General features: G+C 72.1%; 22 protein-coding genes and 1 pseudogene. 13 read left to right on the plus strand and 10 right to left on the minus strand.

Translation table 11 applies throughout. The features are described 5' to 3' along the window. Window position 1: 1 nt before the first annotated feature. The 5 genes from ACFVYX_RS12505 to ACFVYX_RS12525 are packed head-to-tail and all read right to left on the minus strand — an operon-like array spanning window position 2 to window position 8,618. Window positions 2-1,285: a trans-sulfuration enzyme family protein gene (locus tag ACFVYX_RS12505; RefSeq protein WP_389681301.1), complete on the minus strand. Its 1,284-nt coding sequence runs from the start codon at window positions 1,283-1,285 to the stop codon at window positions 2-4. Continuing rightward, window positions 1,270-2,511 carry a hypothetical protein gene (locus tag ACFVYX_RS12510; RefSeq protein ID WP_389681302.1) on the minus strand — a complete coding sequence of 414 codons (1,242 nt, stop codon included), beginning with the start codon at window positions 2,509-2,511 and terminating at the stop codon, window positions 1,270-1,272. The genes ACFVYX_RS12505 and ACFVYX_RS12510 overlap by 16 nt, the downstream gene beginning before the upstream one ends. After that, the gene (locus ACFVYX_RS12515) at window positions 2,508-7,169 is read right to left on the minus strand and encodes an amino acid adenylation domain-containing protein (RefSeq protein WP_389681303.1); all 4,662 of its coding nucleotides are present in this window, start codon (window positions 7,167-7,169) and stop codon (window positions 2,508-2,510) included. Before ACFVYX_RS12515 ends, ACFVYX_RS12510 begins: the two co-directional genes overlap by 4 nt. Continuing rightward, window positions 7,166-8,329 (minus strand): cytochrome P450, encoded by a 1,164-nt coding sequence (locus ACFVYX_RS12520; RefSeq protein ID WP_389681304.1) that lies wholly within the window; start codon window positions 8,327-8,329, stop codon window positions 7,166-7,168. The genes ACFVYX_RS12515 and ACFVYX_RS12520 overlap by 4 nt, the downstream gene beginning before the upstream one ends. Window positions 8,330-8,363: 34 nt before the next feature. Continuing rightward, the gene (locus ACFVYX_RS12525) at window positions 8,364-8,618 is read right to left on the minus strand and encodes a phosphopantetheine-binding protein (protein WP_389681305.1); all 255 of its coding nucleotides are present in this window, start codon (window positions 8,616-8,618) and stop codon (window positions 8,364-8,366) included. Window positions 8,619-9,242: 624 nt separating this feature from the next. On the opposite strand from ACFVYX_RS12525, the gene ACFVYX_RS12530 reads away from it, so the two are divergent. The 11 genes from ACFVYX_RS12530 to ACFVYX_RS12580 all read left to right on the plus strand — a co-directional run bounded on the left by ACFVYX_RS12530 (window position 9,243) and on the right by ACFVYX_RS12580 (window position 19,429). Continuing rightward, entirely contained in the window at window positions 9,243-9,962 is a 720-nt protein-coding gene (locus tag ACFVYX_RS12530; RefSeq protein WP_389681306.1) for a Phenylacetic acid catabolic protein, read from the plus strand. 38 nt (window positions 9,963-10,000) lie between these two features. Further along, entirely contained in the window at window positions 10,001-11,122 is a 1,122-nt protein-coding gene (locus ACFVYX_RS12535) for a radical SAM protein (RefSeq protein ID WP_389681307.1), read from the plus strand. A 111-nt stretch (window positions 11,123-11,233) separates the two neighbouring features. Next, entirely contained in the window at window positions 11,234-11,488 is a 255-nt protein-coding gene (locus tag ACFVYX_RS12540) for an acyl carrier protein (RefSeq protein WP_389681308.1), read from the plus strand. Next, window positions 11,485-12,711: a beta-ketoacyl-[acyl-carrier-protein] synthase family protein gene (locus ACFVYX_RS12545; protein WP_389681309.1), complete on the plus strand. Its 1,227-nt coding sequence runs from the start codon at window positions 11,485-11,487 to the stop codon at window positions 12,709-12,711. Before ACFVYX_RS12540 ends, ACFVYX_RS12545 begins: the two co-directional genes overlap by 4 nt. Then, window positions 12,711-13,535, plus strand: coding sequence for an enoyl-ACP reductase FabI (fabI, locus tag ACFVYX_RS12550; protein ID WP_389681310.1), 825 nt, complete (start codon window positions 12,711-12,713; stop codon window positions 13,533-13,535). Before ACFVYX_RS12545 ends, fabI begins: the two co-directional genes overlap by 1 nt. Then, entirely contained in the window at window positions 13,532-14,476 is a 945-nt protein-coding gene (locus tag ACFVYX_RS12555; protein WP_389681311.1) for a beta-ketoacyl-ACP synthase III, read from the plus strand. The genes fabI and ACFVYX_RS12555 overlap by 4 nt, the downstream gene beginning before the upstream one ends. Beyond that, on the plus strand, window positions 14,473-15,360 hold the full coding sequence (locus ACFVYX_RS12560; RefSeq protein WP_389681312.1) for an alpha/beta fold hydrolase: 888 nt from the start codon (window positions 14,473-14,475) through the stop codon (window positions 15,358-15,360). Before ACFVYX_RS12555 ends, ACFVYX_RS12560 begins: the two co-directional genes overlap by 4 nt. Next, window positions 15,318-16,715: an MFS transporter gene (locus ACFVYX_RS12565; RefSeq protein WP_389681313.1), complete on the plus strand. Its 1,398-nt coding sequence runs from the start codon at window positions 15,318-15,320 to the stop codon at window positions 16,713-16,715. Before ACFVYX_RS12560 ends, ACFVYX_RS12565 begins: the two co-directional genes overlap by 43 nt. After that, a complete protein-coding gene (locus tag ACFVYX_RS12570) occupies window positions 16,715-17,482 on the plus strand; it encodes a 4'-phosphopantetheinyl transferase (RefSeq protein WP_389681314.1) in 768 nt (255 codons plus the stop codon). The genes ACFVYX_RS12565 and ACFVYX_RS12570 overlap by 1 nt, the downstream gene beginning before the upstream one ends. Then, window positions 17,479-17,868, plus strand: coding sequence for a hypothetical protein (locus tag ACFVYX_RS12575; RefSeq protein ID WP_389681315.1), 390 nt, complete (start codon window positions 17,479-17,481; stop codon window positions 17,866-17,868). Before ACFVYX_RS12570 ends, ACFVYX_RS12575 begins: the two co-directional genes overlap by 4 nt. Window positions 17,869-17,902: 34 nt before the next feature. Beyond that, entirely contained in the window at window positions 17,903-19,429 is a 1,527-nt protein-coding gene (locus tag ACFVYX_RS12580) for a long-chain fatty acid--CoA ligase (protein WP_389681316.1), read from the plus strand. Window positions 19,430-19,489: 60 nt separating this feature from the next. Here ACFVYX_RS12580 and ACFVYX_RS12585 read toward each other — a convergent pair whose 3' ends face one another. From ACFVYX_RS12585 to ACFVYX_RS12605, 5 genes and pseudogenes are all read right to left on the minus strand, one after another. After that, window positions 19,490-19,801: an SCO5918 family protein gene (locus ACFVYX_RS12585; protein ID WP_389681317.1), complete on the minus strand. Its 312-nt coding sequence runs from the start codon at window positions 19,799-19,801 to the stop codon at window positions 19,490-19,492. Window positions 19,802-19,883: 82 nt separating this feature from the next. Then, a pseudogene (locus ACFVYX_RS12590) lies at window positions 19,884-20,174 on the minus strand (CBS domain-containing protein); the annotation flags it as partial. Window positions 20,175-20,220: 46 nt separating this feature from the next. Beyond that, complete coding sequence (locus ACFVYX_RS12595) at window positions 20,221-21,762, minus strand: DEAD/DEAH box helicase (RefSeq protein ID WP_389681318.1); 1,542 nt, start codon at window positions 21,760-21,762, stop codon at window positions 20,221-20,223. 230 nt (window positions 21,763-21,992) lie between these two features. Next, complete coding sequence (locus ACFVYX_RS12600; protein WP_389681319.1) at window positions 21,993-22,196, minus strand: cold-shock protein; 204 nt, start codon at window positions 22,194-22,196, stop codon at window positions 21,993-21,995. Window positions 22,197-22,563: 367 nt separating this feature from the next. Then, entirely contained in the window at window positions 22,564-22,902 is a 339-nt protein-coding gene (locus ACFVYX_RS12605; RefSeq protein ID WP_389681320.1) for a MerR family transcriptional regulator, read from the minus strand. Between the two features lie 659 nt (window positions 22,903-23,561). On the opposite strand from ACFVYX_RS12605, the gene ACFVYX_RS12610 reads away from it, so the two are divergent. Continuing rightward, the gene (locus ACFVYX_RS12610) at window positions 23,562-23,810 is read left to right on the plus strand and encodes a cation transporter (protein WP_389681542.1); all 249 of its coding nucleotides are present in this window, start codon (window positions 23,562-23,564) and stop codon (window positions 23,808-23,810) included. Window positions 23,811-24,618: 808 nt separating this feature from the next. Beyond that, on the plus strand, window positions 24,619-25,419 hold the full coding sequence (locus ACFVYX_RS12615; protein ID WP_389681321.1) for a hypothetical protein: 801 nt from the start codon (window positions 24,619-24,621) through the stop codon (window positions 25,417-25,419). Window positions 25,420-25,427: the final 8 nt, after the last annotated feature.

Raw genomic sequence — 25,427 nt, forward strand, 5'->3', positions numbered from 1 at the left:
CTCACAGGCCGGTGAGCGCCTGGTCCAGGTCGGCGATCAGGTCCTCGGCGTCCTCGATGCCGACGGAGAACCGTACGAGGCCGGGCTCGATGCCGACCTCCCTGCGCTGACGCTCGGTCAGGACGCTGTGGGAGGTGTTGAACGGCAGGCTGACCAGGGATTCCACTCCCCCGAGGCTGGTGGCAACCACGGGGACGCGCAGCCGGTCGAGGAGCCGTAGCGCGCCCTCGTCGCCGGACTCGACCTCGAAGCTCACCATTCCGCCCCAGGCGTCGGGGCTGTAGGCGAACAGGTCCTTGTAGGGGTAGTCGGGCAGCGAGGGGTGGTGGACGCGGCGCACCTCGGGGTGCTGGGCGAGGAAGGCGGCGACGGCGGCGGCGTTCTCCGCGTGCGCCCGCATCCTCGGGACCAGGGTCTTCAGGCCGCGCTCCAGGAGGAAGCACATCATCGCGTCGAGCGAGCCGCCGAACTTCAGCATCTGGCTCCACAGGCGGTCCACGTACTTGCGGGGGCCGGTGGCCACTCCGGCGGTCACGTCGCTGTGTCCGTTGAGGTACTTGGTACAGCTGTGGATGACGATGTGCGCGCCGTGCTCCAGCGGGCGCGCGTACAGCGGGGTGAGGAAGGTGTTGTCGATGACGAGCAACAGGTCGAGCTCCTCGGCCAGCCGGCCGAGTTCGATCAGCGGGATCGCCTTGAGCAGCGGGTTCGTCAGGGTCTCGAAGAACAGGACCTGCGTCTCGTCCCGTACCGCCGCGCGGATCTCCTCGATGTCGGTGGGGTCGACGAAGGTCACGGTGCGGCCGAGCTGGTGCATGTCCTCGCGCAGCAGGTTGTAGGTGCCGCCGTACACGTCACGGGAGCTGACGATGTGCCCGCCGTGGTTGGTCAGGGCCAGGAGCGCGGTGGTGATGGCCGCCATGCCCGAGGAGAAGAGCAGGGAGCTCTCCCCGTTCTCCAGGGCGGCGATCTTCTCCTGGACCGCCCACTGGTTCGGGGAGCCGTACCGCCCGTAGATCGCCACGTCGCGGATGTGGCCCTGGTCGAAGGCCTTGTACGTGTCCTCGGAGAAGACGAAGGTGCTGCTCTGGAAGATCGGGGTGCCGACGGCGCCGGTCACCGGGTCGACGTAGGTCCCGGCGTGGACGCTGCGGGTGCTCGGCCCGGTGCCGTCGACCACGGTCTGCTGGGGCAGCCTGGGGCCGGGGACGCGGCCGCGCTCCAGGCTGTTGGTCCACTGGTGCTCCTCGCTGGAGCCCGGAGTGTTGCCTATCGCCCTTGCCATGAGGGTGCCCTTTCGTTGCTCAGTGCTGAGGTCAGCGCCATGACGATCCGATCCGCGTCGGCGCCGTGGAAGAGGTTGATTCCGACCCGGCCGACGCCGTCGTCACCGATGCGCGGGTAGCCGAGGCCCAGGGCGTACACCCCGGGGACCGGTCCGCCATGCCGGGCGAGGACGCGGCAGCCGTCGTCGACGGCCGTGGTGCCCCGCCGGGTGCGGACCGGGAGCGGCTCGCCCGACGCGGTGCGCAGCCGCACGTCGGACGTCCGGTAGCCGGAGGCGTGCACCAGGAGTCCCGCGTCGGCGGTGGCCCGTCTGGCCTCAGGACTGCCGGCCGCGCAGAGCCGTACCCGTGGCTCGGTGCCGCCGATGACCCGCTCGCACACCTGCCGGCTGCGGCCGCGCAGTCCGCTGAACCGGTTGACCTTGCCTGTGTCGGGACAGACCGTCAGGGTCTGGCCGGTGAGGGGTCCTTCGGCGCGGGCCCGCTTCATGCTGTCGTACGACAGGGCCAGGGTGCGGTGGACGACGGTGATGGCCCCGGCCGTGAGCCGGTGTCCCAGCCGCTCGAGGAGCAGTTCCACCGTGGCGAATCCGCTGTGCGAGGCGCCGACGACGACGATCCGGCCGCCGGCGCGCAGCACGGCGCTCGCCCGGTCGAGCACGGCGCCGGTGAGGAGGTCGGCGGAGGCGACCACCCGCTCGGGCGGTACGCCGAGATCACCCGCCGTGCGAGCGGTGTCCTCCCAGCCTCCGGTGGCCAGGACGACCCGGGACGAGGTCGTCAGCTCCGCGCCGTCCCCGTCGAGGCTCGTCCAGGTGCCGTCGTCGTTGCGGCGGAGCTCCGCGACGCGCGCGCCGAGCCGTACGGCGTCTGTGAGGACGTCCTGTTCGAGGACGTCGGAGACGTCGTTGAGGAACCGTCCCACCAGCCGCAGGGGCACCGCCTGTTCCCTGGCCAGGGAGAGTTCCCGGCCCGCCGGCATGCGCAGCGCACGGCCGAGCTCCCCCGTCGGGCTCACTCCTTCGATGAAGTCCCCGGCGCGGGAGTTGGAGTGGATGGCGTACGGGAAGCGGGCCCGCAGCAGCCGCTCGCGGTCCGGCGCTCCGTCCAGGAGGCACAGCCCGGCCGCGGCCAGCCGGGGCAGGAGTCCGGCCCGGTCCGCCGCGAGCGGGACGCCCAGCGCGGCGGCGCCGTATCCCACGATCTGGCAGTGAGGTAGGGTCACCGGCTCCTCACGCTCTCGAGGATCAGACCCGCTGTCAGATCGGCCTGTTCCTCGGTGACGATCGAGAAGTGGTCGCCGGGGGTCCGGTGGAAGGAGACCGACGCGGGCGGCGGGGTGCCGTGCCCGGTGAGCGTCCGGCGCAGCGGGCGCAGGTAGCGGCCCGCCGGTCCACCGAGACCGTGTTCCGTCTCCAGGACGTGGGTGCGTACCGCGTCCTCGGGGGTGAACCGGTGTTCCGCGAGGGCCTCACTGTGCGCACGGTAGAGCGCGAACAGGGTGCGCAGGCTCCCGGAGGTCAGGGAGCCGAGCGCCGGGTGTCCCGCGGTGGCGAGCTCCAGCGCCCGGGCGAGGGCCGCCTCCCCGCTGAGTCCGGCGAGGGCTTCGGCCGGGACGACGGCCCGGCCTCCGGAGAGGTTGAAGAAGAACGACCCGATCAGCTCCCGCTCCCCGGCGGTGGTGTCCCCCGCGGCGAGCCATGGGTCCAGCATCACCACGTCGGCGCCGGTCTCCCGGTGGCCGTCGGCGGTGAGCAGGCGGGCGGTCTCGTGGGCGACCAGTGCCCCGAAGGACCAGCCGGCGAGGCGCACCGGGGCGCCGTCGGCGAACAGGGGGCGGAGCTCTGCGGCGTACTCCCCGGCGAGTTCCCGCACGGAGCGCAGGGGTGCGCGGTCGCCGAGCGTGCCCGGTGCGCGGACTCCCCAGACGGTGTGGGTGGGGGTGAGCCGGGAGAGCAGGGGGCGGTAGCACAGGATGTCGCCGCCCACGGGGTGGATCAGGACGAGCGGCGGTCCCCCGGCGGCGGAGAGCCGGCTGAGGCAGGGGGCGGTGGGCCGTGTGCCGGCGCTGCCGGGCGCGGTGGCGGCCGCCTCGGTGAGGAGGGCGGCGAGACCGGCGGGTGTGGCCGTCTCGTAGAGGGCGGTGAGCGGGAGGCGGGTGCCGAGCTCGGCCTCGAGGCGGTTCATCATGCGGGCGGCCGTCAGGGAGTCACCGCCCTGGTCGAAGAAGTCGGAGTCGGGCGTGGCCGGGCCGAGCAGCTCCGTCCAGAGCCGGAGCACCGCGGCACCGGCCACGGAGTCGATGCCGCCGGAGCTGGTGCTGGTGCTGCCGGTGTCGGTGCCCGCGGTGGTGGCGCCGGGGGCGGAGCCGATGCCGCCGGTGCTGGTGCCGCTGGTCCCGGTGCCCGCGGTGGTGGCGCCGGGCGCCGAGCCCGTGTCCGTGCTCGCGGCCAGCGCGGCCCGGTCGACCTTGCCGTTGTCGGTGAGCGGGAGGCGCCGGTGGAGCCGGTAGCCGCGCGGTACGAGCTGGGGCGGCAGGGTCTCCCGCAGGTGCCGTCGGGCGCGGTCGACGAGTTCTTCGCCGTCCGTGCCCGCCTGGGCGACCAGGTGGGCGACGAGCGCGCTGCCGCCGGCCGAGGCCTGGGCCAGGACGATCGCGTCGGCGACACCGGGGCAGGCGAGGAGGTGCGTCTCGATCTCGCCGAGTTCGACGCGGAAGCCGTTCACCTTGGTCTGCTGGTCCTGGCGTCCGAGGAACTCCAGTGTCCCGTCCGGCCAGTAGCGCCCCCAGTCGCCGGTGCGGTAGAGCCGCTCTCCGGTGGAGGGCCGGGTGACGAAGGCCCTGGACGTGGTCTCCGGCGCGTTCAGGTAGCCGTCGGCCAGTCCCCTGCCGCCGATGTACAGCTCGCCGGGGACCCAGTCGGGCCGGTCGGCGAGTTCTTCGTCCAGGACGGCGTAGTACTGGTTGGTCAGGGGCCGTCCGTACGGGACGGAGGTCCATCCGGCGGGTATCCCCTCGCGCGGAACCTCCTGGGCGTTGGACCAGATGGACGCCTCGGTGGCGCCGCCGAGCGCCAGACAGCGGGCCTCCGGCGCGACGGTGGCGAGCTCGTCGGCGACGTTCAGCGGCACCCAGTCACCGCTGAGGAGCACCTGGCGGAGCGAGCCGACGGGGGCGTGGCCGCCGCTGCGCACGTAGTCGGCCAGGAGGCCGAAGTAGGCGGGCACGCTGTTCCAGACGGTGGCCTCGAGGCCGGTCGCCAGGCGGTACAGCTCGCCGATCTCGCCGCGGGGCACGTCGGCGGCGATGACGGCCGCGCCGGCGGCGAGCGCGCCGAAGACGTCGTACACGGAGAGGTCGAAGGTGTACTCGGAGACCATGAACAGCCGGTCCCCGGGGCCGACTTCGCACCGCTCGTTGATGTCGAGGACGGTGTTCGCCGCGCTGTCGTGCCGGATCATCACGCCCTTCGGTACGCCGGTGGTGCCCGAGGTGAACAGGACGTACGCCAGTGCCTCCGGGTCCTCGGGCACGGGGAGGGGCTCGTTCATCCGGTCGGCGGCGGGCCGGTCGAGCGCCGCCGCCAGATCGACCACCGCGGGCCGTTCCGGGTGGCCGGCGAGAAACTCGGGGCCGGCGAGCACGGTCCGCAGCCCGGCCCTTTCGATCACCTGCCGGTGCCGCTGTCCGGGCCAGTCGGGGGCGAGGGGGACGTAGGCGCCCCCGTGGTAGAGCACCCCGAGGAGCGCGGCCACCTGCTGCCATCCCCTGGCCGCCACGACACCGACGGGTTCGCCCGCCCGGTGACCGGCCCCGGCGAGCGCGTCGGCCACGGCGCGGGCGTGTGCGTCGAGCCGCGCGTAGGTCACCGTGTGCTTCCCGGTGAGCACGGCGGGCCGCTCGGGCCGCTCGGCGAGGCGTGCGCGGAAGAGCCCGTGCAGGGTGGTGGCGCCGCGGGGCCGGCGGGTGTCGTTGGCGGCACGCCGGGCGGCCGGGCCGCCGGACGGGGTGAGGTCGAAGGAGGCGCGCTTCCATGCCTCGGGGGACGAGGCGAGTTCGGTCAGGAGCTCTCGGTAGGCGCCGAACATCTCGTCCACCAGGCCGTCTGGGAAAAGGCCGTCGAGGGTGTCCCAGTTGACGAGCAGACCGGTGGCCAGTTCGAAGGCCTGATGGTCGAAGGCCACCTGGGGCGTGTGCACCCCGCCGTGGAGGCGGTGCCAGCCGAGCCGCTCGAGGAAGACGCCGCCCTGGGTGCCGGGGCCGAGGACGGGCGCGAAGACGACCGCCGCCACCCCGTCGAGGCGGCGGGAGCTGCGGTTGGCCGCGCGGAGGACCTCGACCCCGCCGAGCACGCCGTGCTCCAGGCCCTCGTGCAGCCGGTCGCGCAGCTCGGCGGCCCGCTCGGCGAACGTACCGCCCGGGGTGCGCGGCCCGCGTTCGAGGAGCAGGGTGCTGGAGAAGTTGCCCACCACCCGGTCGACGTGCGGGTGGTACGGGCGCCGCTCGCCGTACATGACGTTCAGGACGAAGTGCTGGTCCTTCGACCAGTGGCCGAGGATCTCGCAGAAGACCGCGCCGAGCGCGGTCGCGGGCGTGAGGCCGTGCGCGCGGACGCGTGCGCCGAAGCGCTCCCAGACGTCCGCCGGCAGGAGGAACGAGCGGCGGGTGACCGGGCCGTCGTCCGTGGAGCGGCCAGGCTGGCGCGGGGGCAGGACCGGGGAGGCCGGCAGCCGGCCGGCGCGCCGGGTCCAGTACGTCCTGGCGGCCGCGTAGGCGTCGGTGTCCCGCTCGGCCTCGGCGGCACGGCGGTAGGCGGCGTAGTCGTACTCCAGCGGTTCCAGGGACCCGCCGTCGAGGAGGGTGCGCAGTTCGTCGGCGAAGACGGTTCCCGACCGGCCGTCGAAGACGAGGAGGCGGCCCCAGACCTGGACGCGGTAGAGCGGGCCGAGGTCGAAGACCCGCAGCCGGAGGTTGATCCCGGACTCCAGGGGCGGCTGCTCGGCGCGCAGCTCCGCGAGGCTTGCCCGCAGGGCCTGTTCGGCCTCGTCGGGAGCCGCCCCGGTGAGGTCGTGGAACTCCACGGGACAGGCGCCGGTCACCGGGCCGAGGCTCTGGGTGCCGTCGTCGTGGAAGCGGGCGCGGAGCATGCCGTGGCGCTCGGCGAGGACCGTCAGCGAGGACCGCAGATCCGCCACGTCGAACGGGGCGCAGTGGTACTCCTCGTGGAAGACGGCGGGGCAGGAGAGCGGCAGCCCGCTGTGCTCGCCGACGAGGTACGCCTGCTGCAGCTCGCTGAGCGGAAAGCGGTCCGTCCCGACGGGCACGGCGCCCGCGACCGCGCCGGACGCACCCCCGGCGGACGCGTTCCCGGCGGGCGCGTTCCCGGCGGGCGCGTCCCCGCGGGGCGCACCCCCGGCGGGCGCGTTCCCGGCGGGCGCGTCCCCAGCCGGTACGGAAGCCGCGTCCCCGGCCGGTACGTAAGCGGCACCCCCGGCCCGTACCGCCTCGGCCTGCCCGGAAGCCCCCACCGTGCCCGGTACGGAAGCCGCGTCCTCGGCGGGCGCCTCCCCGGCCCGCCCGGAAGCAGCGTCCCCGGCGGGCGCGGAAGCGGCGTCCTCGCCCGCTGCCTCGGCCGCCGTCTCCAGCCAGCCGCGCAGCCGGTCCAGGGAGTCGTACTCGAAGACCAGGGTGCGCGGGGCGGCGACGCCGAACTCCCGGCCGATCCGCTCGGCGAGGGAGAGCGCGAGCAGCGAGTAGCCGCCGAGCTCGAAGAAGGATCCCGTGGTGTCGTCGTCCGAGCCGATCTCAAGCGCGGCGCACCACAGTTCGGCCAGTCGCCGCGCACGGTCGACGGCGGCCTCGGGTGCTCCGAGAACAGTCATGACTCTCCTTTGGGTCCCAGCCACATCCGCAGGGCCTGTGGCCTGCGGAAGGTCGAGCCGGTGATCGGCGGCATCGGGTCGTCCACGGCCCGCAGTCCGGGGAAGCGGGCGAGGAGGGCTCCGATGAAGGCCTCGGCCACGTCGAGCGCGATGTGCGTCCCGAGGCAGGAGTGGGATCCGTGGCCGAAGGTCAGCGAGCCGTGGGTGGACCGGTCCGGCCGGAACTCCTCGGCGTGGTCGAACACCTCGGCGTCCCGGTTGCCGCTGGCGAGTACGAGTTTGAGGGCGCTCCCCGCCGGTACGGGCACCCCGGCCAGCGTGGTGTCCCGGCGGGCGAAGCGGACGGTGTCGTGCTGGGGCGGCTCCCAGCGGAGGGTCTCCTTGAGGAAGCTCCGCAACCGGCCCGTGTCGGAGGCGGCCCCGGCCGCGTGACCGGGGTGCCGGGCCAGGCAGTGCAGGGCGTTGGAGATGAGGCCCGTCGAGGTCTCGAAGCCGGCCGCGAGGGTGAGGGTGGCGAGCCCGACCGCCTCCGCCGCCGTGATCCGGCCGTCGCGGACCCAGGAGTGGACCTCGCCGAGCATGGACCGGGCGGGCGCCCCCGTGGAGATCAGCCGGAGCAGGTACTCCTCCAGCTCGGCCCGCAGGGCGGACGCGCGGGCGAAGTCCCCGCTGCTGCCGTCGAGATGGCTCACCAGGTACTCCACGGTGTGAAGGAGCCAGTCGTGCCGCTCCGGGGGGATCCCGAGGAAGGTGGCGGTGGCGGTGAGCGGCACGGTGCGCGCCGGCCCGCGGACCATGTCGAGCTCGGTGTCCGGGCGCAGCGCGGCCACCGCCGTGCGTGCCCTGTCCTCGGCGGCGGCGCGGAACCCGATGTTGTCGCGCTGGCCGAGCAGCAGCCCGGCCAGGGGGCGGCGCAACCGCTGGTGGCGGGGTCCGTCGAGGTCGAGCAGGGTCTCGCCGAAGACCTGCCGGCTCACCCGGAAGGGGTATTCGACGGTGTAGTCCGTGCTGGTCAGGCAGGTGCGGATGTCCTTGTGCCGGAAGACGCAGAACATCCGGATCTCGTCGGCCCACCAGACCGGCCGCTCGGCGCGGAAGCGGGCGTACTCCGGCCAGGGGTTCGCGAGGAAGTCGGCGGAGAGAAAGGCGATGCTCCTCATGCCGTCCCCTCGCGGACGGCTCGGTGACGGCCCATCAGCTGACGATGAAGCTCTCGTAGATGGTCGAGATCGAGGCGAAGGACTCGATCCCGGCATGCTCCAGATCGACCGGCTCGCCGCGCAGGCGCTCCACCAGGGCGATGACCCTCAGGACGCTGAAGGAGTCGAGCACCCCCTGGTCGAAGAGGTTGTCCTCGGCCGTGACGGTGGCCAGGTCGACGTCGAGCTCGAAGGTCGAGAGGAAGCTGCGGAACTCCGTGTCGAAGGCGTCTCGGGTGATCGCGTTCATGGCACTCCAAACCGGTCCACGGGCGCCGGCCCGCCGTTTTGCCAGCGAATTTTCGGACGAGTCGACTGGCTGAAATGACTGCGTTTGGCTCAGTTCCAGCGTCTGAACCGGGCTTCACCCTGGCCAGGGGATGACTACCAGTCAAGATCGTTGTCTGCTCGGGCGATATTTTCGGCTGAACCACGACGCCTCTTACCCATGAGGCTCTTCTGTGCGGAATATTCCGGTCCAACACCGATTCGATCTACGGAATTCAACCCTCCACCCCGCAGGACAGAACATCTCGCGCCGGCATGACAGTTACCCTTCCGTAACATCCAATCCATGGACATGATCCCCCTCTGTCGCAAAAGGGCGTCTGGTCCGGATACGCACCCCCGCTAGGTCCCGATATGACCCGCTTCCGTGACCGGCGCGCACTCGCTGTTCGTTACAGCTGGATTGCGACGCCGCCTTTGAGACACCACTTGCCAGCCAGTCGTTCGCGGCCGAAGGTTTGCTGCGTCCTGGCCGCGGCCGGCCCCACCGGCGGGCCTCCCAGGACCGGAAGTCCTCCAAGTCGCGGCCCCGGCATGACGCTCCCGTCGTGCCCGGCCATCTATTTCCGGACGAGGTGCAATCACCATGGGCATATCCCTGCTGGACGGCGAGGCGGTAGTCGTCAGAACTCCGGACGAGTTTCTCGCCATGCCGGAGGAGTACCGCGAGATCGCGCTGCGGCAGATCATGGTCAACACGGAGGGAGAGCTGTCCGGCGGAGACGACTACATCCAGGTCTTCCTGCCCCTGGCCCCCAACGCCGAGGAGCGCCAGGTCTGCGCCGAGCGCGCGGTCGAGGAGTACGACCACTACAAGCTGGGCAAGGCGGTGCTCGCCAACATCGGCGTGGACACCGGCTACATGGAGACCCAGACGCTGGCCGAGCGCACCATGTTCGCCGACCAGACGCTCCACACCTGTACGACCTGGGCCGAGCGCGGCATCTTCTCCTACATCGGCGAGGAGACCGCGATGGTCATGATCTCCGAGTTCGCGGAGAGCAGCTACAAGCCCTGGGCCGAGGCCGTCCGCACCATCATCCTGGACGAGAAGGTGCACATCGCCCACGGCGCCCGTGTCTGCCGCAACCTCGCGCAGACCGAGGAGGGCCGCGAGGAGCTCCAGCGGGCACTGGACCGGCTCTGGCCGACGTTCGTGAAGATCTTCGGCAGCCCCCGCTCCGAACGGGCCCGGCTCGCCGTGAAGTTCGGGCTGCGCAAGACCACCAACGGCGAGGCCTGCGACCTGTGGCGGGAGAAGGTCACCCCGCGCGTCCAGAAGCTCGGTCTGACCCTCCCCGAGTGACTGCCCAGCAGGTCCATCCCGACAGAGGAGCCCACCTCATGGCTACACCCGTGACCATCACGGAGCGTCCGCCGAGCCGCAGAGAGGCCAAGGAGCGCACCGCCGCCCTCCTCGCGGACCGCCCGGACCTGGCCGCGCGCCTCCACCGCGTCCGCCGGCTCGGCCGCACCGTCCGGTCCTGCGAAGTCCACCTCACCAACGCGTGCAACATCCGCTGCAAGGGCTGCTGGTACTTCGAGGGTGGCTTCGACACCGCCGTGAGCGAGCTGTCGGACGTCGACAAGATCCGCGCCTTCGCGTCCCGGCTCCGCGAGGAGGGGGTCAACCAGGCGACGCTGATCGGCGGCGAGCCCACCCTCGTACCGCGCAGGGTCGAGGCCTTCGTCGAGCAGCTCCCCTACATCACCATCTCGACCAACGGCCTCCGTCCCATGCCCAGGCAGGGCTTCGAGGAGATCGCCATCGCCGTCAGCATCTTCGGCGGAGGACCGCTCGACGACGACCTTCGGGCGATCCGGGTCAACGGCTCAAAGTTCAGCGGGCTCTTCGACACGGCGCTGTCCCACTACAAGGACGACCCGCGGGTCATGTTCATCTTCGCGCTCTCCGAGGCCGGCGTCGCCCACATCGAACCGACCGTGCGCAGGATCGCCGAGAACGGCAACATCGTCACCTTCAACTTCTACAGCGAGCACGGCACCGAGAACCCGATCCAGATCGAGAACGAGCGACGGATCCTGGACGAGGCGCTGCGCGTTCGGGACCTGTACCCGCAGGCCGTGATCAGCCACCCGTACTTCATCCGGACGCTGATCACCGGCACCACCCACTGGGGAGGCCGCTTCGGATACGACGTCTGCCCCAGCATCAGCGTGGACCTCCCGGCGCACGCCGACCGGCTGGCCAACGGCAACCCGGTGATCCCCGGCTTCGCCGCGTGGGGCGCCGACTACGAGACGCTGCAGTTCTGCTGCACCTCCGGAGACTGCAACGGCTGCCGTGACAGCCAGGCCGTCTACAGCTGGCTGATGGTGAACACCTCGCGCTTCCTGCAGAGCGAACAGCGTCTGGAGGAGTGGCTGGACATCTCCGAGAGCTACTGGCGCCAGTGGCACTGGTCCCCCTTCCACGCGAGCAAGACCGGCGCGGTCACGCCCTGACCTGCCCGGCCGGCCCGCCCCGCCGCTCGGTGACGCCGGGCCCCGGTCACGCCCCGGCCAGGTCACGCCCCGCCCCGCGCCCCGCAGCGCCCGTTCCCGACGAGGAGACACATGTCCGACGTGATCGACCGCACCGCCATAGCAACCTTCGTCACCGACGCCCTGATCGAGCTGGGTGTCGACCGCTCCGACATCGTCCCCGACGCCGCACTCGACGACCTGGAGATCGACTCGCTCGACATGGTCGAGCTCAGCCAGTCCATCAAGCGGGAGCTCGGCGTCCCCGTGAAGCCCAAGGACTTCGACGACGTGGAGACCTTCGGACAGCTGCTGACCGTCTGCTGCACCCGAGCCGGCCTCGAATGACCACAGCAGTGATCACCGGCGTCGGTGCGGTCACGCCCCTCGGCGTCGGCGCCGACGTGCTGCACCGACGGTCGGTCGCCGGGCAGAGCGGGGTGTCCGGCGGCACGGGGTACTGCGAGGACTTCCACCCCGGCGATCACCTCTCCCGCCAGCAGCTGCGCCGCACGGACCGCTTCACCCAACTCGCCCTCGTCGCCGCCGAGGAGGCCCTGGCGCAGGCCGGCTGGAAGGCCGGCGCACTTCCGTACGCGTCCGAGCGGATCGCCACCGTCATCGGCTGCGGTCTCGGCGGTACGGCGAGCTTCGAGGCGCAGCAGGGCGTGTTCACCACGCAGGGCGACGAGTACGTCTCCCCGTTCATGGTGCCGACGATGATGGCGAACGCCGCCGCCGCGCACCTGTCGATGGTCCACGGCTTCACCGGCGAGTCCCTCTGCGTCACCTCCGCGTGCAGCAGCGGCGCCCAGGCCGTCGGCACCGGGATGCGGCTGCTTGCCGCCGGCGCGGCGGACGCCGTGGTCGTCGGTGGCGCGGAGGCCTCCACCTCCTCGCTCGTCGCCGCCGCCTTCCGCAACGCCGGGGCGCTGTCGCCCACCGGCAGGTCCGTGCCCTTCGACCGGAAGCGCGACGGGTTCCTCCTCGGAGAGGGAGCCGGCGTGCTGGTCCTCGAGACCGCCGAGGGCGCCGCCCGGCGCGGCGCGGAGGTGCTCGGCTCGGTCCTCGGCTACGGCGCGACCTCGGACGCCCACCACCTCACCGCCCCCGAGCCCGGCGGCCGGCACGCCGCGGCGGCCGTCGTCCGGGCCATGGCGGCGGCGGGGGCCGCGCCGGAGGACCTCGCCTACATCAACGCCCACGGCACGGGCACCGTACTGAACGACCGGCTGGAGAGCGACGCCCTGCGGCTGGCACTCGGCGCGGCACTCCCCGCCATCCCGGTCTCGTCGAGCAAGGGCGCGCTCGGTCATCTCCTCGGCGCGGCGGGCGCGGTGGAGGCCGTCGTCACGCTCCAGGCGCTCCGCCACGCGACCGCACCGCCCACGGCCGGGCTGGCCGAGCCGGACGAGCGGCTCGGCCCGCTGGACCTGATCCGTACGGCCCGGAGGCTGTCTGCGCCCCGGCCGGGAGGGGCACTGCTCGGCCTCTCCACCTCGTTCGGGTTCGGCGGTCACAACGCCGCACTCGTGCTCGCCTCCCCGGGCGCGCTGAAAGGCCAGGACTGATGCTCGACTTCGAAGGACGCCGCTATCTGATCACCGGGGTGCTCAACGAGGACTCCATCGCCTGGCACACCGCCGCGGCGCTGCAAAAGGCCGGAGCGGAGGTCGTCCTGACCGGCTTCGGCCGCTCCCGCCGGATCACCGAGTCGGCCGCCGCGTCCCTGGGCACACCGCCCGACGTGCTGGAACTCGACGTCACCCGGCCCGAGGACTTCACGCGCCTCGCCGAGGAACTCGACGACCGCTGGGGCGCTCTCGACGGTGTCCTGCACGCCGTGGCGGCGGCTCCGCAGAGCGCGATCAGCGGCAACTTCCTCACCGCCGACGCCGGCAGCGCGGCCTTCGCCTTCCACACGAGCGCCTACTCGCTGCACGCGCTGACCACATCCCTCGCCCCGCTCCTCGGCAGAGGAAGGGGAAGCGTCGTCGGCCTCGACTTCGACTCGACGGCCGCCTGGCCCGGTTACGACTGGATGGGCGTCAGCAAGGCGGCGCTCGGCGCGGTCTGCCGCTACCTCGCCCTCTATCTGGGCCCGGCCGGGATCCGCGTCAACCTCGTGGCCGCCGGCCCGGTGGAGACCGTCGCCGGGCGTGGCATCAGCACCTTCGACCGGATCGCGGACCACTGGGAGGCCGAGGCGCCGCTCGGCTGGGACCGGGCCGACGTGTCCCGGCTGACCGGGCCCGTGCTGTTCCTGCTCTCGGACCTCTCGGCCACCGTCACCGGGGAGATCGTGCACGCCGACGGCGGCATGCACGCCGTCCACATGGGGAATTCCCGAGCGGTCCCGCCGACCGCCGGGGCGATACAGGAGGCCGAGCGATGACCGTCGCGATCGTCGGCATCGGTGCCGCGCTGCCCGAGCGGACCGTGCCCAACAGCCACTTCACCCACCTCGACACCTCGGACGAATGGATCACCAGGCGCACCGGCATCAAGGAGCGCCGCTTCCTGCCCGAGGACGGGCACCTCGCCGACCTCGCGCTCGCCGCCTGCCGCGACGCCCTGCGCCGCGCCGGGCGGGAACCCGGCGACGTCCGTCATGTGGTCGTCGCCACCACCACCCCGGACCGGGTCACGCCCGGGCTCGCCGTCGAGGTGGCCGCCCGGCTCGGCCTGCCCCACCCGGCGGCCTTCGACCTGCACGCCGCCTGCGCCGGATTCGTGTACGCCCTCGACCACGCCACCGCGCTGATCGAGTCGGGCCGCGCCGAGTCCGTCCTCGTCTGCGGGGCCGAGGCACTGACCCGGATCACCGACCGCGACGACCGCTCCACGGCGGTCCTCCTCGGCGACGGCGCCGGAGCGGTGCTGCTGACCGACGTGCCGGGCGCACCGGCCCCCCGCTTCGTGCTCGGCTCCGACGGGGAGCAGATCCCCTCGCTGTACGCGGACCGCCACGACCGGGTGCTGCGGATGGACGGCCGGGAGATCTTCGTCCACGCGGTCGCGCGGATGAGCGAGGCCACCCGCGAGGTGCTCGAACGCCAGGGTCTGACCAGCGATGACCTGGACCTCTTCGTACCCCATCAGGCGAACGCCCGGATCATCCACGCCGTCGCCAAGGAGATCGGCTTCCCCGAGGAGCGGCTGTTCCTCAATGTGCACCGGGTGGCCAACACGTCCTCGGCGTCCATCCCGATCGCGCTCGCGCACGCCCGCGAGGCCGGCCGGATGAACGGCTCCGGTCTCCTCGGGGTGGCCGCCTTCGGCGCCGGGATCACCTGGGGCGCCGGAGTGGTCGGCTGGCACCTGGAGGATGCGTGAAGCATCCCCGTATCCCGGTACTCGCGCACATCACCGCCCGGGACTCCACGACGTCGACCCTGCGGGCGCTGGCACAGGCCGACCCCAGGGCGCCCGTGGTGGTGGTGCTGCCCGCGATGGGGATGTCCGCGCGGAACTACGCCCCGCTCGTCCGCGCCCTGCACCGGCGGGGGATGACCGTGGTCACCACCGATCTGCGTGGGCACGGGGAGAGCCTGCCCGTACCGGCGCGCGGGGTCAGGTTCGGCTACCGGGAGATCGTCGAGGAGGACATCGGCGCCGTCCTGCGGGAGACGTTCGCCGCCTTTCCGGAGGCGCCCGTGCTGCTGCTCGGCCACAGCCTCGGCGGCCAGCTCGGGCTGATCCACTGCGGCCTCCGCCGGCCGCGCCTCGCCGGTGTGGTGCTCGTCGCGTCCGGCTCCGCCTGGTACCGCTGCTTCGGTCCCCTGGCGGGACCGCGCCGGCTCCTGCTCAGCCAGCTGTACGCGCTGACCGCCGCGCTGCTCGGCCACTGGCCGGGCGAACGCCTTGGCTTCGCCGGACGGGAGTCGGCCCGGCTGATCCGGGACTGGGCACGGCAGGTGCGTACGGGCCGGTACACGGTTCCCGGCGGGGCCGCCGACTACGAACAGGCGCTGCGTCAGGTGACGTTGCCGGTCCTCGCGGTGGACGTCGCGCACGACGGCCTCGCGCCGCCCGAGGCCGTCGACCATCTGTGCGCCAAGATGCCGCGCGCCGACATCACTCGTTGGCACTATGGCCGCGGTGACGCCGCCGGGCGTCCGCTGGACCACTTCCGCTGGATCCGGCACCACCACGGACTGATCGAGAGGATCACCGCATGGGCGTCCCAGGTCGCGGCGGCGCAGCCCTCCGCACGGTAGGCACGGCGGACGGCGGGCGGCCGTCCGGCGCCACCCTCGGCGTCGCCGTCGCCTGCCTCGGCTTCTTCCTCATCATGCTGGACAGCACCGTCGTGAACGTCGCGGCGCCGGTGATCGGCGCTCAGGTCGGCGGCGGCATCAGCGGCATGCAGTGGGTCGTCAACGCCTATGTGCTGGTCTTCGCCGCCTCCCTGCTGTCCTCGGGAGCGGTCTCCGACCGGATCGGGGCCGTACGGGCGCTCGGCGGCGGACTCGCGCTGTTCGGTGCCGCCTCCGTGGCGTGCGCGGTCGCGCCCTCCCTCTCCTGGCTCGTCGCGGCCCGAGCGGTCCAGGGCCTGGGGGCGGCGCTGATCCTGCCGTCCTCGCTGGCCCTGATCCGGCAGTCCGCCGACGACGCCGCCGCCCGCGCCCGCCGGATCACCCTCTGGGCGATGAGCGGCGGTGTCGCCGTCTCCGCGGGGCCGGTCGTCGGCGGCGTCCTGACCAGCGGCCTCGGCTGGCAGGCGATCTTCTGGCTCAACGTGCCCCTGTGCGCGCTCGGTCTCGCCCTGCGCCGGGCACCCTCGTCCGAGCCCCGGCCGGCCCCGCTCGACCTCGCCGGGCAGGTCACCGCCGTCATCGGCCTGGCCTCGCTCACCTACGCGATCGTGGAGGACGGGCCGCTCAGCCGCTGGGCGCTGGTGGTCCTCGGCCTCGCGGCGGCCGGTTTCGTCCTCGCCGAGATCCGCGCACCGCACCCCGTGGTGCCCCAGGCGCTCGTACGGTCGCCGGCGGCGCTGACGGCGGTGGGCACCGGCTTCGTGATGAACGCCTCCTTCTTCGGCATCGTCTTCGTCTTCACCCTGTACTTCCAGCAGCTCAAGGCGCACGGTCCGCTGGTCACCGGCCTCATGTTCGTCCCGCTGACCGCCCTCACCCTGGTCGGCAACCTGGTCGCGGGACGGCTGATGGCCCGCCTCGGCACCTGGCGGATCCTGACCCTCTCCCAGGCACTCGAAGCCCTGGGCTGCCTGGCGTTGCTCGTCGCCGGGCCCGGGGCGCCGCCGCTCCTGGTCCTGCTGTGCTTCCTGCCGATCGGGCTGGGGGCCGGAGCGACCTCGCCGCCGATGACCAACGCCCTCCTCGACGCGGTCGACCCGGCCCACGCGGGCGCCGCCGGCGGGCTCCTCGGCGTCATGCGCCAGGTCGGCGGGCTGCTCGGCGTGGCGGTGTTCGGCACGGTGGTCTCGGGCCTCGGCGTCTCCTCGGGGACACGGCTCGCCCTCGCGCTGTGTCTGACGATGCTGGCGGTGTCGGCCGCGCTGGCCCTCGTCCAGGCACGGCAACACCCCGTACCCGCGGGGGAGGCCGCCTGATGCTGGAGAGCCTGCTGCCGGACGGGGTCGCCTGCGCCGAGGCCTTCGACGACCTGGAACCGGCGCCGCTATTCCCCGAGGAGGAAGAACTCGTCGCCGCGGCCCGGCAGGGACGCCGCCAGGAGTTCGGCACGGCCAGGCTCTGCGCACGGCGCGCCCTCACCTCCCTGGGGCTGCCGGCCGGTCCGCTGCTCAGGGGACGCCGCAGGGAACCGCTGTGGCCGTACGGGGCGGTCGGCAGCATCACCCACTGCGCCGGCTACCGGGCGGCGGCCGTCGCCCGCGACCGGGACGTCCTCGCCCTGGGCATCGACGCCGAACCGAACGGCCCGCTACCCCCCGACGTCCTGCACGTGGTGGCCTTCGGCGCCGAACGGCGGTGGCTGCGCGAGTACGCCGACCGCGACCCGGGCGTCCGCTGGGACCGGCTGCTGTTCAGCGCCAAGGAGTCCGTCTACAAGACGTGGTTCCCGCTGATGGGCTCGGGCCTCGGCTTCGACGACGTCGAGGTGACGATGGAGCCGCCCGACGCCGGCGTGACCACGGAACCGCACGACGCCCAGGTGGCCACCGGGCCGCACGGCGTCCGGGCGGTCCCCGAGCCGCCGGGGGCCGCCGCCGCGGGCGGGTTCCGGGCCCGTATCGCGAAGTCCACCGCGGGGAGCCCGCTCCCCGGCGAGCTGCGCGGCCGGTGGCTGTCCCGGGGCGACCTGCTGGTCTCGGCGGTCGTGGTGACGGCCCCGTCGGGCCACCGGGAGGCGGCGTGAACGCCGAGCAGTTGAACGCGCTGATGTGGAGCCGGTTCCCCGAGCACGCGCCGCACCACACGGTCACCGAGGTCGACGCGGACGCCCTGACCATGACGGCCGACTCCGCGTTCCTGAGGAAGGGGCCCGGCGGCACCGTCTCCGGACCGGACCAGCTCCAGCTCGCCGATCTCGCCGGGTACGCGCTGCTCACCTTCCGTATGGGGCCGGAGAGTTCCGTCCGGCTGAGGTCCGCGAGCCTGAGCTGCCTCGAGGCTCCCACGCCCGGCGTCCTCACCGCGCGGGCCTGTCTCCTCCGCCACGCCAAGCGCAATGCCGAGGTCCGGATCGACGTCTTCGGCGCCCGTCTGGCCTGCACGGCCTCCCTGTTGTTCTCCGTCCGCTGAGCCCGCCCGCCCGTCCTCACCAGGAGAGATCGCCATGACCGCTGCCATCCCCGCCTCCGCCCGGGGCAACCTCGCCGCGATCCTGCCCGTCACCGCCGCGCGGTACCCGGACAGGCCGGCCGTCCGGCTGGACGAGGAGGAGCTGACCTTCGCCGCCCTCGACGAGCTCAGCGCGCGCACCGCCGGCTATCTGCGCTCCCTCGGCGTGACGCCGGGCGACCGGGTGGCCCTGCTCCTCCCGAACGTTCCCGTCTTCGCCGTCCTCTACTACGGCATCCTGCGCGCGGGCGGGATCGTCGTCCCCATGAACCCGATGCTCAAGGCCGGCGAGGTGGAGCACTGTCTGCGGGACGCCGAGGCCGCCCTCCTGTTCACCTGGCACGAGGGGTCGAGGGAGGCGGCGGAGGGAGCACGGCGGGCGGGCGTCCGCCACCTCGGCGTGGACCCCGGTGTCTTCGTCGAGCTGCTCCAGGGCCATGAGCGGGGCGACTTCACCACGGACCGCTCGGCCGAGGACACGGCGGTGATCCTTTACACCTCGGGCACGACCGGACAGCCGAAGGGCGCCGAGCTCACCCACACCAACGTGCGCCGCAACATCGACGAGGCCGTACGGGTCCTGGGCCTCGGCCCGGACGACGTCACCTTCGGCGGGCTGCCCCTCTTCCACTCGTTCGGCCAGGTCGTCGGGCTCAACTGCGCGGTGTCCGTCGGCGCCTGCCTCACCCTGCTGCCGCGCTTCGACCCCGCCCGCGCCCTGACGGTGATCGAGCACGACCGCGTGACGGTCTTCCTCGGCGTACCGACCATGTACACCCTGATGCTCGGCCTCGAGGACAGGACCCGCCACGACGTGTCGTCGCTGCGGGTGTGCGTCAGCGGAGGCTCACCGCTGCCGGTGGAGGTCCTGAACGGCTTCGAGTCGGAGTTCGGCTGCGCCGTCCTCGAAGGCTACGGCCTCTCCGAGTCGTCGCCGCTGGCCTGCATCAACCGCATCGACCGCGTCCGGGTGCCGGGCACCATCGGCCGTCCCATCGACGGGGTGGAGATGCGGGTGGTCGACAAGGACGGCGCGGAGCTGCCGGACGGCGAGATCGGCGAGATCGTCATCCGCGGGCACAACGTGATGAAGGGCTACTGGCGACGCCCCGAGGCCACGACGGCGACGATCCGCGAGGGCTGGCTGTACACCGGGGACCTGGGGACCAGGGACGCGGCGGGCGACTTCCGTATCGTCGACCGCAGCAAGGACGTCATCATCCGGGGCGGGTTCAACGTCTACCCCCGTGAGGTCGAGGAGGTCCTCTACCGGCACCCGGCCGTCGCGGAGGCCGCCGTGATCGGCATACCCCACCCCACCCACGGCGAGGAGGTGGCCGCCGCCGTCGTCCTCCGCCCGCAGGCGGAGACCACCCCCGAGGAACTGCGCGAGTACGTACGCGGCCAGGTCGCCGCCTTCAAGTACCCCCGTGTCATCTGGACCGCCGACGCCCTCCCGAAGGGCGCGACCGGGAAGATCCTCAAGCGGGAGATCTCGGCCCCGGCCGACGCTCTCCACTGACGGGAACCGTCCCCCGCTGTCCGGCGGACCGGACAGCGGGGCGCCTCGTGAGACGTCCCGTCAGGCGACGGCGGGGGCGCCGAGCATCGCGGACGCGTGCTGGAGCGGGTCGGTGGCGCGCGCGGGCATGGCACTCGGGGGAAGGTCACGGCAGGTGAACCCGAGCTTCGCCATGGCCCGCATGACCTCGTCGGCGCTGAAGTCGCGACGGTCCTGGCGGGTGATGACCTGGCCGACCTGCTTGGCGGGGTAGGTGCGGCGGCCGATGATCACGGACGCGCCGGTGACCTCCTCGGGTGCTACGCCCTTCATGGATTCCAGGACGCCGCTCTTGGTGAGGTCGAAGGGGAAGCGGGCGATGACACAGCGCATGATGCCTCACAGGGAGAAGGAGAGAGGGATGGTTCCGCCGCGGTGAGGCGGTTCAGCGGGCGAGGGCGAGTCCGCCCTGAGCGGGCAGGGTGAACGGCCCGCGGTCGCCGTGGAGGTCACGCAGTCGCACCCGGTCCGTGTAGGCGGGGCTGTCGCGGACGGTGGTGAGCTGCGTCCGCGTGACGAGGCCGGTGCGGAGGCCGTCGTCGTCGCAGACGAGCAGGTGTCCGGTGCGGGCACCGGCCATGACCGACAGGGCCACCTCGACGGTCATGTCGTCGGAGACCCGGAGCCCGTCCATGTCCGGTACGTCGGTCTCCGTGCCCTGCCCGGGGACGGCGTTCGCCGCAAGGACCATCTGAACCATCGTCACAAAGCGCCTCCTGTGGGGGTGGGTCGACTTCCGGAACACCTGGAGCTCAGGCGGCGGCTCCTGCGGCGGACTGCCGGGCGCTCGCCCGCCGGGCGGCCGAAGCGGGACCGCGCCGGCCTCGGCCGGTCGGGCGCTTGCGCCGCTCGGCCGGCGGGGCGGTGATCGTCACGGGGACACCCGAGGGGGTGCGGGCGCCGGTGATCCGGGTGAGCGCCTCCTCGCCGGAGCGGACCTGGGTGACCTGGGGCACGATGCCGGCGGCCGTCATGAGGCGGCTCATGTCGCGGCGCTGCTGGGGGGTGACGAGGGTGACGACGCTGCCGGACTCGCCGGCCCGCGCGGTACGGCCGCCGCGGTGGAGGTAGTCCTTGGGGTCGGTCGGCGGGTCGACGTTGACGACGAGGTCGAGCTGGTCGACGTGGATGCCGCGCGCGGCCACGTTCGTCGCGACGAGGACGGTGACGTGCCCGGTCTTGAACTGGGCGAGGGTCCGCGTGCGCTGGGGCTGCGACCGCCCGCCGTGCAGGGCGGCGGCCCGGACGCCGCTGTCGAGGAGGTCCTGGGTGAGCCGGTCCACGGCGTGCTTGGTGTCCAGGAACATGATCACCCGGCCCTCGCGTGCCGCGATCTCCGTCGTCATCCGGTGCTTGTCGGCGCCGTGCACGTGCAGGACGTGGTGTTCCATCGTGGTGACGGCGCCCTGGGAGGGGTCCACGGAGTGGACGACGGGGTCGGCGAGGTAGCGGCGGACCAGGAGGTCGACGTTGCGGTCCAGGGTCGCGGAGAACAGCATGCGCTGGCCCTCGGGGCGGACGAGGTCGAGGAGCGCGGTCACCTGGGGCATGAAGCCCATGTCGGCCATCTGGTCGGCCTCGTCCAGGACCGTGATCGCCACCTGGTCCAGGCGGCAGTCACCACGGTCGATGAGGTCCTTGAGACGGCCGGGTGTGGCCACGACGACCTCGGCGCCGCCGCGCAGCGCGCTCGCCTGCCTGCCGATCGGCATCCCGCCGACGACGGTGGTCAGGCGCAGCTTCACGGCGCGGGAGTACGGGGTGAGGGCGTCGGTGACCTGCTGGGCGAGTTCCCGGGTGGGGACCAGGACCAGGGCGAGGGGCAGGCGCGGCTCGGCGCGCTGTCCCGCGGTGCGGGCGAGGAGGGCGAGGCCGAAGGCGAGGGTCTTGCCGGAGCCGGTGCGGCCGCGGCCGAGGACGTCGCGGCCCGCGAGGGAGTTCGGCAGCGTCGCGCCCTGGATGGGGAACGGCACGGTCACGCCCTGCGTGGCGAGCGCGGCAAGGAGCTCCGCGGGCATGTCGAGGTCGGCGAAGGCCTCGACGGCCGGCAGCGCGGGGGTGGTCGACTGCGGCAGGGCGAACTCACCCTGCACCGCGACGGGCCGCCTGCCGCGGCCTCCGGAGCGGTTCGGGCCGCCGGAGCGGTTCGCGGCTCCGGAACGGTTGGAGGCGGACGTGCCGAAGCGGCTGCCGCGGCCCGAGCCGGCGGCGGAGTTCCCGCCGGAGCCGAAGACGGGGGCGCCGGCTCCGCGGCGGCTGCGGGAGGAGCGGCTGTTCGTGCGAGTGGGGTTCATACAGAACCTTCCTTGATACGGCTCTATCAAGGAATTCCCGCAGCGGAAGTGCAGCGCGCGGAATCACAAGAACGGCCGGTGGAATACATGGAAAGAAATACGGGGTGGAGCGCGACCTGCGGTGCGTTCTCCCCCGGGTGCGGGAGAGGAATTCGGTGCGGTCGTGAGTACTGCAGCTGGGGCCCGCACCCCGAGGGATGCGGGCCCCAGCTACGAATTGCGCGTCAACGTCAGGCGGGAACGATGTTCTCGGCCATCGGACCCTTCTGGCCGTGCGCGATGTCGAAGACGACCTTCTGGCCTTCGAGCAGCTCAAGGACGCCGGGGGCGGAGATGCCCGAGAAGTGGGCGAACACGTCGGCGCCGTCGCCGTCCTGCTCGATGAAGCCGAAACCCCTGGCCGCGTTGAACCACTTCACAGTGCCGGACGCCATGTCATATCTCCTCGTGGAGGGCAGCGCACCCGGATCCGCGACGCACGGATGACGGATGGCCGCGATGCCGGCCCGACCGGAAGGGATCGCCGGATATCAAAACGCTTCCAGCGGCCGAAAGCACCGAAAACGATGCTCGAAGTAATGGAGCCTAGATGGCAACGTGAGATCGACAGTAGCATGCCGCGCCGATCCGAGTACGTAGATAAGCCCGCGGAGTTCAGGGCGAGAGGAACTCTGCCCGCGCCGCGCCCCACATCCTCACTTCGCCGAGACAGATGACCGGGCCCGCGCCACTTGTCGCCGCGCGGGCCCGGTCACGTACACCGGAGGTCTGAACGGCGCCCGGGCGGACGCGGCACGCGCCTCAGTCCGCGGTCGGCGGCTTCGCCGATTCGGCGGCGCGGCGGTACTCGGCGTTGATGCGCTGGGCTTCTTCGAGCTGGTCTTCCAGGACGATGATGCGGCACGCGGCCTCGATCGGGGTGCCCTGGTCGACGAGCTCCCGGGCGCGGGCGGCGATGCGCAACTGGTAGCGGGAGTAGCGGCGGTGGCCGCCCTCCGAGCGCAGGGGGGTGATCAGACGGGCTTCGCCGATGGCACGCAGGAAGCCCTGGGTGGTGCCGAGCATCTCGGCGGCCCTGCCCATCGTGTAGGCGGGGTAGTCGTCGTCGTCGAGACGGCCGTACGAGTCGTCTGCTGTCATTTGCACCTCTCTGTGAAACGCCTAGAGGGGTCCTGGTGCCATAAGGCACCAGGACCCCGAAGGAACTGCTACACCATCTGCCGGTTCTGATACTGCGCCGGCTTCCTGTTTCCGCAGACCCGGCTGGGACGCCGCCGGGCGTACGGGGATCGCGGTTGCTTGACCGGAGACCACCTCACTATCGATGTCCTGCGGTACCCGGACCCCATGTTCCGGTCCGGGCGATCCTGATGGCGCTCGGCTCCTCCGTTCTTCCTCGATGAAACTGCTTACCACGGGTACTGCGCACTGCTGGTGATGCGCACTTCACTCGCGGGCACCGGCACTGCCATGACAGCGGTCCCGCGTCGGCGGCCCCTGATCACTGCGGGCCACCCGGTCCGGCCGTCAGTCCCGTCGCCGTCCTGCGTTCCGCTGGCTTCGAAACTCCACCGCCGCACCGTCCTGCGTACTGCACCTACAGGTACTGCGCGTACTGCTTCGGCCGGCAGTTCATCTCTGCCAGGCCCTGCTGTCTCTCTGGGCTACAAGAGAAACCTTAGTCAGACACCAGCCGAATGTCTACTGCGGCGAAGATAGATTTTCGCGAGCCGTGGGGCGAGACCCACGGTTGCTTCTAGATACCCCCAGGGGGTATAAATATCTCAACGCAATACCCCCTGGGGGTATCACCGACGGAGGAGGAACGCAGGTCCGCCTACAGCACCACCTACAAGGTCGTCGGGGTCAATAGCGGTCACTGCAAGGCGATCGTCAGCGGCGCTCTGCGCGAGCTCGACGCCGTCGACACCGTGCAGGTCGAGATCTCCACCGGCCTGATCACCGTCAACACGTCGGCCGAGCCGGACGACAAGCTGATCGAAGAGACCATCGAGGACGCCGGCTACGACTACGCCGGTCGCGCCTGACCGTCCCCAGCACCCGCCCCACGAACGAAACGGAACGAGGACAGCAGTCATGAGCACCCCCACGACGGCCAACGGCACGGCCCAGGTCGAGCTCGCCATCGGCGGCTGGACAAGACCGGCACCGTCACCACCGGCCGCATGACCCTCATCAAGGTCCACACCGCCCCCGGCACCGACGAGACCGACGTGCTGCGCCTCGCGGGCGCCCTGGAGCACTCCTCCCCGTCTTCGTCGTCGGCAACAGCCTCCGACGCCGCGGCTTCCAGCCCATCGACAAGTAAGCCGACACATGCGAGAGGGGCGGTCCCCGACGGGCCCGCCCCTCTCGTATGTGCTGCATACGGGCAGCTCTGTCGCAGCGTCCCCCCGGAGACGGCCCTGGCGTCATCGCGCCATCGCGCGTACACGCAATCCACTTCGCCTGGCGGGCGCCCCGCGACCGGGCCAGGATTCTTCCAGCGGCTCGGCACCCGGCGGTACGGGAGGCGAGCCCCATCGACCAGGACCGGGCGACGCCCTTGACCGCAGGCCCGACGAACGGTACATCCCCCGGCCGTTCGGACGTCGCCTGCGGTGCTCGCCCGGTCCTACTGACTCGCGGAGGCCGCGCCTCGCGCCGAGCCGCGAGTGACATCGCCGGCCCAGGAAGGAGCAGACCGACCCCCACATCCCCCTGGGTGAAAGGTGGTCACTCGTTCGAAGGCGAGTGATCGTTTTTGCGGCTGTGTCGCGATGGGGATCACGACATGATCACGGCGCCCTGCCGACAGCAGGGGAATTCGTGACTCGTCCTCGGAGGTGGCCGCTCGTGGTCCTCGTCATCGTTTTCGCCGTCATCGCCCTGCTCGCCGGGCTCGCGGCAAACCGGTTCCTGCGGCCGAGGCTGCTCAGCGAGGACGACGACACGGGCATGGCCGTCAAGGATCTCGTCGGTCCGTTGCTCACGCTGACCGTTCTGCTGCTCGCTTTCGTCCTGGTCACCGCCAACGGCTCCTACGGCAAGGCCGAAGTCGCCTCGCGCGGGGAGGCCCGGGCCCTGGACCAGCTGGTGGAGACGGCGGAGTACGCCCCCGCGGCCGAGCGGGCGCGGATCCAGGCCGCCGCCGTCTGCTACGCCCGTGCCGTACGCACACAGGAATGGCCGGCCATGTCCGACGGCAACGGTTCGCCGGCACCCAGCGTGTGGTCGACCGACTTCCGGCAGACGTTCCGGGCCGTGGAGGGCAAGCCGGTCTTCGGCATGCTGATCGCCGCCGACAGCAAGCGGTCCGAGGAGCGCGAGGAACGCCTCACCCAGGCGAGCGCGAGCATCCCCAGCGCCATCTTCTGGTTCCTGCTTGCCACGCTCTTCATCACCGTGCTGGCCCTCGGCATCTGTCTGCCCCGGAAGAACAACCGCGGCCAGGTGATCACCCTGACGGTGATCACCGCGCTCCTGACGACGATGCTGATCGTCATCCGGGACGTCGACCGGCCCTTCGGCGGCATCATCGACGTGCGGCCGACGGCGATCGCCGAGGTGGAACGGCAGGCCACCCGCGACTTCCTCGCCAACCACCCGGCCGCCCAGATCCCCTGCGACGACAAGGGCAACCGCCGGGCCGTCTGACCGCTTCG

It is taken from the genome of Streptomyces sp. NPDC058326, from assembly GCF_042879855.1.
Classification (GTDB): domain Bacteria; phylum Actinomycetota; class Actinomycetes; order Streptomycetales; family Streptomycetaceae; genus Streptomyces.